11 protein-coding genes are annotated in these 8709 nt (G+C 42.1%); all 11 read right to left on the bottom strand.

From position 1 onward, the window contains the following. Positions 1-219, bottom strand: a 219-nt coding sequence (locus D8877_RS12330; protein WP_221761538.1) for a hypothetical protein, incomplete at its 3' end; no start/stop codon positions are given. Between the two features lie 55 nt (positions 220-274). After that, on the bottom strand, positions 275-730 hold the full coding sequence (locus tag D8877_RS04250; protein WP_125352518.1) for a hypothetical protein: 456 nt from the start codon (positions 728-730) through the stop codon (positions 275-277). Between the two features lies 1 nt (position 731). Continuing rightward, a complete protein-coding gene (gene dnaK, locus D8877_RS04245; RefSeq protein WP_125352516.1) occupies positions 732-2561 on the bottom strand; it encodes a molecular chaperone DnaK in 1830 nt (609 codons plus the stop codon). Between the two features lie 140 nt (positions 2562-2701). Next, positions 2702-3238: a nucleotide exchange factor GrpE gene (gene grpE, locus D8877_RS04240; RefSeq protein ID WP_002905347.1), complete on the bottom strand. Its 537-nt coding sequence runs from the start codon at positions 3236-3238 to the stop codon at positions 2702-2704. Positions 3239-3273: 35 nt separating this feature from the next. Then, positions 3274-4308 carry a heat-inducible transcriptional repressor HrcA gene (hrcA, locus tag D8877_RS04235; RefSeq protein ID WP_032907828.1) on the bottom strand — a complete coding sequence of 345 codons (1035 nt, stop codon included), beginning with the start codon at positions 4306-4308 and terminating at the stop codon, positions 3274-3276. A 163-nt stretch (positions 4309-4471) separates the two neighbouring features. Next, entirely contained in the window at positions 4472-5200 is a 729-nt protein-coding gene (locus D8877_RS04230; RefSeq protein ID WP_125352514.1) for an ABC transporter permease, read from the bottom strand. Next, the gene (locus tag D8877_RS04225; protein WP_032912567.1) at positions 5193-6050 is read right to left on the bottom strand and encodes an ABC transporter ATP-binding protein; all 858 of its coding nucleotides are present in this window, start codon (positions 6048-6050) and stop codon (positions 5193-5195) included. The genes D8877_RS04230 and D8877_RS04225 overlap by 8 nt, the downstream gene beginning before the upstream one ends. A 23-nt stretch (positions 6051-6073) precedes the next feature. Then, entirely contained in the window at positions 6074-6646 is a 573-nt protein-coding gene (locus tag D8877_RS04220; protein ID WP_125352512.1) for a DUF2812 domain-containing protein, read from the bottom strand. Then, on the bottom strand, positions 6646-6969 hold the full coding sequence (locus D8877_RS04215; protein ID WP_002911709.1) for a PadR family transcriptional regulator: 324 nt from the start codon (positions 6967-6969) through the stop codon (positions 6646-6648). The genes D8877_RS04220 and D8877_RS04215 overlap by 1 nt, the downstream gene beginning before the upstream one ends. 214 nt (positions 6970-7183) lie before the next feature. Continuing rightward, on the bottom strand, positions 7184-7972 hold the full coding sequence (locus tag D8877_RS04210) for a M15 family metallopeptidase (protein ID WP_125352510.1): 789 nt from the start codon (positions 7970-7972) through the stop codon (positions 7184-7186). Continuing rightward, positions 7959-8657 (bottom strand): histidine phosphatase family protein, encoded by a 699-nt coding sequence (locus tag D8877_RS04205; RefSeq protein ID WP_125352508.1) that lies wholly within the window; start codon positions 8655-8657, stop codon positions 7959-7961. Before D8877_RS04205 ends, D8877_RS04210 begins: the two co-directional genes overlap by 14 nt. Between the last annotated feature and the right edge of the window lie 52 nt (positions 8658-8709).

The raw sequence follows: 8709 nt of genomic DNA, 5'->3' as shown, positions 1-8709 counted from the left end.
CTCTGATTTTGATTTACTATGAAGCCACGAATAGATTGCGGCAACTGCAACTATCATAGCTACAAAAAATTCAGCTGAAAATAGTATTGATAAAATCGTAACATCTCGTATTTGATTACTATCAATGCAAAGAGAAATAATAACATAAAGCGCTATCAGAACTGATTCCAAAAGAAGTAATCTCCAATGATTTTTTAAAATTAATTTTACTTTTTCCATAACATTTTTTTATCGAAAAACAGAGGCTGGGTTGCAACCTCTGGATTTTCAATTATCATTCAAGTTTATAATTTTCCAAGAAATACAACACCCTATTTATATTAGTCCATTCTTTCTCTGATTTTGAATTTGAACGACGAGTAAACGCCAACCAAAACATATACAAAACAACAGAGAAAAGAGATATATACAGAGGCAAAGTTACAATAATAGGATTTTCTTCTGATAGGTTTAGCGAAACTACAAGAGCAATCGTAATGGAAAATGTAAGAGATGATATAAATGACGGTATAAAAATAGAATACATTACATCCTTTAAAGATGACTCAAATCGATCAGAACGTATCTTAGCCGCATAAATTTTTTCCTTGTACAATTCTAATTCATCTACCCGATTTTTTGTGAAATATTCTCTTATTTGTCTCTTCGTTCCATCCAAATCTTTTCTAGCCTCTCCGCAGAGTTGCTTATATAAATAATTACAATCTCTATTTGTAAAATCCAAAGTCATCTTACTTCTCAGTAAACTCTCCGTCTACGACATCATCGTCTGCTTTAGTTGAGCCCGCGTTTTCAGCTCCTTCTGCTCCTGCTTGGGCTTGTTGAGCCGCAGCAGCTTGTTCATAGAGTTTCACTGCCAACGCTTGAGCTTTTTCGTTGAGAGCTTCCAATTTCGCTTTCATGTCGTCCAAGTTATTATCTTCTTGCGCTTTCTTAAGTTCATCAAGAGCAGCTTGGGCAGCGTCACGCTCTGCGTCGAAGCCTTTGCCTTCTGTTTCCTTGATAGTCTTTTCAGTCGCAAAGATAGCTTGGTCAACTTCGTTACGAAGGTCAACTTCTTCCTTACGTTTCTTATCTGCTTCAGCATTCGCTTCTGCATCTTTCATCATGCGGTCGATTTCTTCGTCAGTCAAGCCGCTGTTAGATTGGATAACAATGTGTTGTTCTTTTTGAGTTCCAAGGTCTTTGGCCTTAACAGATACGATACCGTTCTTATCGATGTCAAAGGTTACTTCGATTTGAGGGATTCCACGAGGAGCAGCTGGGATATCTGTCAATTGGAAACGTCCCAGAGTCTTGTTATCTGCTGCCATTGGACGTTCACCTTGAAGAACATGGATATCAACGGCTGGTTGGTTGTCTGCTGCTGTAGAGAAGACTTGTGATTTAGAAGTTGGGATTGTTGTGTTGCGGTCGATCAGCTTAGTGAAGACACCACCCATTGTTTCGATACCAAGTGACAATGGTGTTACGTCAAGAAGGACAACGTCTTTGACATCACCAGTGATGACACCACCTTGGATAGCAGCACCCATAGCAACTACTTCATCAGGGTTCACTGATTTGTTTGGCTCTTTACCAGTTTCAGCCTTAACAGCTTCTACAACAGCTGGAATACGAGTTGAACCACCAACCAAGATTACTTCGTCAATTTCTGACAAGCTCAAGCCTGCATCAGAAAGAGCACGACGAACTGGTTCTTTAGTGCGCTCTACCAAGTCACGAGTCAAATCGTCGAATTTAGCACGAGTCAGAGTCATTTCCAAGTGGAGAGGTCCAGCGTCGCCAGCTGTGATAAACGGCAAGCTGATTTGAGTAGAAGTCACACCTGAAAGGTCTTTCTTAGCCTTTTCAGCTGCATCTTTCAAACGTTGAAGAGCCATCTTGTCAGTTGACAAGTCGATTCCGTTTTCCTTCTTAAATTCTGCCACCATGTGGTCGATAATCTTTTGGTCAAAGTCGTCACCACCGAGTTTGTTATCACCAGCAGTTGCCAATACATCAAAGACACCATCACCCAACTCAAGGATTGAAACGTCAAAGGTACCACCACCCAAGTCAAAGACCAAGATTTTTTCTTCTTTATCTTGTTTGTCAAGACCGTAAGCAAGGGCTGCTGCAGTTGGTTCGTTAACGATACGTTCTACTTCAAGACCAGCGATTTTACCAGCGTCTTTAGTCGCTTGACGTTGTGCATCGTTAAAGTAAGCTGGCACTGTGATAACCGCTTTGCTTACTTTTTCACCAAGATATTCTTCTGCGTAGCCTTTCAAGTATTGCAGAATCATAGCTGAGATTTCTTGCGGAGTGTATTCTTTACCGTTAGCAGCTACTTTTTCAGATGTTCCCATTTTTGATTTGATGGAAATGATTGTATCTGGGTTTGTCACTGCTTGACGTTTTGCCGCATCACCAACGATGATTTCACCATTTTTGAATGACACTACAGATGGTGTTGTACGATTTCCTTCTGGATTTGCAATGATTTTGCTTTCAGTTCCTTCAAGAACTGCAACTGCTGAGTTTGTTGTACCTAAGTCAATACCGATAATTTTAGACATGTTTTTACCTCTTTTTACTTTAATTTTATTTTTGATATTCTTCTTTGGTTCGCTTCACTCGTTAGAAGCAAAGCTAAACGAATGTTTTCTTTCTTCATAGTTTATTGTCGTTTCGGACAAGATTTTTCAAGTTTTCTAGCCTAGTTATAGACCACTACCATTGCTGGGCGCAGGATACGGTCATGAAGTTTGTAGCCTTTTTGGAAGACCTGCGCTATAGTGTCAGCTGGGTGCTCATCGTCAGCTGGAACGGTTTGAATGGCCATGTGATAGTTATGGTCAAAAGCTCCGTCAGCTGGGATTTCTTCGATACCCTCTTCTTTGAGAGCATGAATCAAGCTTTCCTGCACCATTTCCAGTCCTTTTTTAACATCATCTGTCAGACCTTCAACGGCAAGCGCGCGCTCCAGATTATCTATCGAAGGCAAAATAGCTTTTGCCAGATCCTGACTGCGGTATCTTTGCAGCTGCTGGCGTTCTTCATTTGCTCGGCGCTGGATATTTTGCATTTCTGCATGAGCGCGGAGATATTTGTTTTCAAAATCTTCTGCCCGTTCATTGGCTAGTTCTAATTCTGATTTTTCAGGGCTTGCTGATTCAGCTTGTTCAGCTGTTTCTACAGCTTCCTCTTTTACTTCTACATCTTCTGGATGCTCTTCTTGTTTATGTTTTGCCACAAGGCACCTCCTTTTTAGGAATATTTATACTATATTTAATGGACTTCGTAGTGATTGCTACTCAGATAGCGATAGAAGTCGGTTAGTTTCATGGTCAGTACGCGGTTGACGACATTCATCTGACTGACCAGCCGTTGGTAGTCAAGATTGACCGGACCGACAACTGCCAGCACTCCGAAGCCTCGATAAGGGATCAGGAATTTGCTGGAAATCAGTGTCAAATCAGCCAAACAGCTTTCTCTACTGTCTGCCACGCGCACGCTTTGCATCTGATCTTCGGCCAAACTGTCGCGAATTTCAAAGGCTACTTTCTGCGGGTCATCAAAAAACTGATAAGCTGACAGATCTGAAAATTCCAGGAGCTGAACCTTGCCAGACAGAATCACATTTTCCTTGAAAATATCACCAAAGATATGCTCAAAGAGCTGGATGACATTGTCCGTCGTAGTGAAATAGCGCTGGATAATCTGCGGAATTTCCGTCCGAATCTTATAATGGATGTCCAACACTGTCTGTCCCAAGAACCGCTCTCTTACCAGGCCTTTAAGCCTATCCAGGTCTTCTCTTAGGAAGTTGCGCGGAATCATAAACTGACTGGTGATGGTATTTGACTCATCCAAGGTGAAGACTGCCAGAGCCGTGTGCTGACTGAGCACAACGATATCAAAAGCTGTCAAACGCTGCCGACTGGGTTCTACATCCAGTGCAACAACCGTGCATCCACTGAGCTTGGTCAAAAGGTCTGCTGCCTGTTGAAGAATGTCCTCCAAGTTGAAAAACTCATGGTCAAAGGCTTTGATAACCTCATAAAGTTCATTCTCAGCGAGACGATCAAAGGACAGAGAATGCTTGACAAAGTACTGAAAACCAGCCACGCTAGGCTTACGGCCGCTGGACGTATGCGCCTTTTCAAGAAGCCCCTGCTTTTCCAAAGCTGCCATATCATTTCGGATAGTGGCACTACTGGAATTGATAGAATCTTGTAGGGCTTTGGAGCCGACCGGCTCGTGGGTCTTGGTAAAGATATCAATAATTAAATTCAAAATCTCATTTTGACGCTCCGTGACCACGGCATCACCTCCAATCAAGATTCTGCTGTTGATTAGCACTCAACCATCTCGAGTGCTAACTCATGATTCTATTATACACTCTTCTACTCCAAAGTCAAGACAAAAACTCAAAAAATTAGCACTCTTTTTACAAGAGTGCTAAAAATCGGTCTGGCGACCTAGATTAGTCGTCCAAAATTTGCAAACGGCGCATCAAATAGAAAGAAATTCCTGCAAAAAGAAGCAACCAAACTACAAGAGCCAAGAATTCTCCGCTCCATAAATGGAAATGAGACCAATCTCTCATGTAGCTAGTAAAGAGACCCATAAAACTATAACGCAGCACCTTAAATAAATCCTCGCTCATATTTGAAAACATAGGAATAAATGCCGCCAAGAGCATGGCTGGAACACTAAGGGATTGTACCATGACCTGATTTTTACAAAACAAGCCAACCATTAAAAAGAAGAAAATTAAGACCAGCATGGTCAATAAGAGAACTAAACTATAGCTGAACAGATGATGAGAGAGCTTGGCTCCCACCAAAATTGGGGTAATGACGATGTAAAAAATCCCAATAATCGCCGGCCAGATTAAAGCGGAGAGAATGTATTGACCAGCTGTCACACCAGCCAAGCGCAAACTTTGCAAATTATGTTTTTCCCTCTCCTCAGCTAGGATGATGATAATGGGGGTTCCAACTGACATGGCTAGAGAAAAGGGCAGAGAGATAGTAAGCAACATAGTAGCTAGTTTATCCGCTCCAATTTCCTTACCTGCTCCATTCAGAGAAAAAATAAATTTATAGAGAAAAATAAGGAAAATCGGCATGAAAACTTGCAACAGAATACTTTTATTAGCTAGCGTCACTTGACCTCTTAGCCAAATCATACCTTTTAATTTATTAGACATTTAAGGTACCTCCTGTCAACGTGATGAAAACATCTTCCAAAGTTGGTTCGCAGGAATGAATACTGATAACATTGGCCAAATCCATGCCTCCATGCAGTTCTTCAAAAGCCACCGTCTTAGTCGTCAAATCTTCATATTCTAAACGAACCTTCTTATCTGTATTATACTTTTGGATTATCTCATGTGGACTGCCTACTTCGACTAGTTTTCCTTTACTTAGCAAGGCCAAGCGATCACACAAGAGGGTAGCTTCCTGCATATCATGAGTCGTCAGAAAAATAGTTGTCCCCTGAGCTTTTAGTTCTAGCAGTAGTTCATGAATGGTGCGAGAGGTTGACGGATCCAAACCACTGGTTGGCTCATCCAAAAAGAGCAGTTTAGGTCGGTTAATCAAGGCACGCACCAGTAACATCCGCTGCTTCATACCAGTAGATAATTTTTCAGCCACCTTGTTGCGGCTATCATAAAGCCCCACTTTTCGGAGAAGTTCATCGACTTCTGTCATCTTAACCCCAAAGAGCATGGCATAGGCTTTGAGATTCTTGTAAAGTGACATCTTTTCATAAAAACCACTGCCATCGCTGACAATACCAATCTGCTCCAGGACTTCTACCTTTAAATCCTCAACCGGAGCAGACAACACATGAGCTGTTCCAGCATCCGCAGACAACTGTCCAGTCAAGATATTGATAGTCGTCGTTTTACCAGATCCAGACGGTCCTAGGAAGCCAAAAATTTCTCCCTCTTGGATGGAAAAATCGATTCCTGCCAAGGCTTCTTGTTCCTTGAATTTCTTTTTCAAGCCTTGCACTTCAATAATCGTCTTTTTCATTGTTTTCCTCGCTTTCATAACAGTATTTAACAAAACCGCAATCAATCTTTCAGTTCCAGCCTCATTTTCCAAAAACGCAAGGCAATATGGACCAGTTGGCAGAACAGAATGAGCAATATGACACAATCTATTGCTAAGATTGATTTGAATAATAGACTTGCTTTCAAACTTTTCTGGGAAATATCTAGAATGAGATAGGTAGTGACACACAAAACCATGATGGCTGGTAAAAACCGCCATACAAGTAAACGCTTGACCATTTCTAGCCTAGACCATGCGTCATTATAGATTTCAAGATCGCTGTCTGCATCAATCTGAGAAACCGGTTTGCGGAAATAAGAGAACTGATTAAAGTTTGTAATATGCTCCCAGCCACAATCCTCAAACAGTTGATAATAGGATTCTCGCTCCGCCTTTTTTATAGGGCGAAAATCTAATTGATAGGCCGCTTCCTGAGGCGGACATGCTTCAAAAGTATAACGAACCGCAACAAGAAAGGGAGAATAACTTACTTTTTTCAATTTCCAGCCTTGGCTATGCATTTGTTTAAAATAAGCTGCTTCTCTGTCATAGTCTGCAATGGTAAAGATTTTATAGACAATTCTCTTTTCCATCAAACTTCCTCCTTACTATTGCGGTAAAGGCGCTCAATCCGTTGTATTTCCAACTCTAAAATCTGCTTCCCAAGCTCCGTGATAGAATAGAGCTTTCTCTTTTCTTCCTCACGAACAAAGGCAATCAGACCATCTTTTTCCATCTTTGCCAAGGTTCCGTACATGGTTCCCGGGCTGATAGATAGTTGTCCTTCTGTCAGCTCCTTAACTTTTTGAGTAATACTGTAACCATGCCTCTCTTTCTGAAGACAGAAGAGGATATAAAAACCTGTCTCTGTCATTGGCACATAGACTCTCCTAAGCTTTTCTGTCAATCCACTCATCTTTTCATCTCACTTTCACCTCGATATATCGAACCTTGATATAAATATTATATCGCAGTCCGATATAGTTGTCAAGGATTTATAAATATTTTTTACAGAAAGTGGTTCGTTTTTGTATCTCTATGTTTGTTGCTAAAGCTGCTTTAATCAGAAGCTAAAAGGATTAGAAATCTAAATCAGCATAAAAAAAGCCAGGAACACCTGACTTACTTGTTTATTTTCCCGCTGCCTTAAGCAGGGCGATATATTCTTCCAGAACCAGATTATGCTTCTGCATATACTGGGCATTCTCCACACCGACATAACGGTAATGCCAGTTCTCAAAATCAACTCCAGTAATGTCACTCTTGCCATCTGGATAGCGAAGGACAAAGCCATACTGCGGAGCTAGTTGGGCAATTTTGGCTGCCAATTCATCCTCCTGGCCTTCTGGAGCGCTCATATCAATAGCCAAGCCCGTTTGATGCTCGCTGGCTCCTGGAAGCTGCACCTGCTTCAGCACGATGCTGACTGCTTCTTCATTTGACAAGCCTTTGGCAACTTCCCCAGCAACTTTTTCGTTATAGAGTTCCTCCTGCTCAGCTCGGCTGCGATAGCCAGAGATTAGAGTTTCTTCAGGAGCTATCGCCTGGGCTGCAGTTAGGAATTGCCGAGTATTTTCAGCAATGCGGCTATCGACCTGGACCTCTCCGATCTGAGTCAGATCAGGTGTTTTTTCTTCTTGCTGGTTGTCTCGATTGACCAAAATCAAATTCCAGTCAGTAGAAGACACCTTGGGCAAATCAGACTGCGAACTCTCTGAGCTAGAAGAATCCTTCTTAGCCGAACTGCTAGACGAACCCGAAAACTGTATCTTTGCAAGCAAATCTTGTAATAAGGACGGACGGAAATAAATCGCCGTTCCTCCAGTTGCTAGACACAAGACGATTAACAACAAAAACGTTAACCCAATCTTCTTAGACTTCGATTTTCTCTTTTCTTTGCGATGTTTAGCGCGCTTCAACTTCTTCCTCCATTACTTTGGCACCGACCTCTCGATAAGACATGTCTCCGATGCAAGCTACTGTGAATTTACCGTCTTCATAGTCTATAACCGTCACACTGCCATTGTCCAAACCATGAGGCCGAGTTCGATTGATTAGATAGACAAAGGTTCCGATGGTCATGCCGTGGCTGACTACAAGAGCATTGCCGCCGCCAGCAGCTTCCAGCTCCTCAGCTACGGCTGAAAAACCTTCCCAGATTCGGCCGCTGAGTTTTTCCCAATTTTCTGCCCAGCCTGCTGTATCGACTTCTACAAGACCTTCTGCCAACTCAGCATAGCTGAGCTGATGAACGTGCTCAATATTGAAAACCCGGGGCATCACACCCATAAAGAGCTCTCCATCATAACCACCATCAAAACTGCCAAAGCACCATTCGCGAATCCGTTTGTCAAAGGTATAAGGAATCTGATCTGTCAGGCCCAGTTCCTCTAGAATAATGCTCATGGTCTGAATAGTCCGGCCGCTGTCGCTGGAACGAGCCAATTTGAAATCAAGCCCAGCTTCTCTCAAGCCAATGCCCAACTCATGAATACCACGTTCCCCGACTTCAGTCAAAGGGGTATCAGACCAGCCTTGAGCCCGGCCGATAGTATTAAACATGGTTTTGCCATGACGAACCAAGTATAATCTTGTTTTTGCCATTTCATTTCCTCCGTTATTCTTTTCATATTATACCATTTTATGAAGAAATTGG

The organism is Streptococcus sanguinis (assembly GCF_003943735.1).
GTDB lineage: Bacteria > Bacillota > Bacilli > Lactobacillales > Streptococcaceae > Streptococcus > Streptococcus sanguinis_E.
This window is presented reverse-complemented; position numbering and strand designations above follow the sequence as displayed.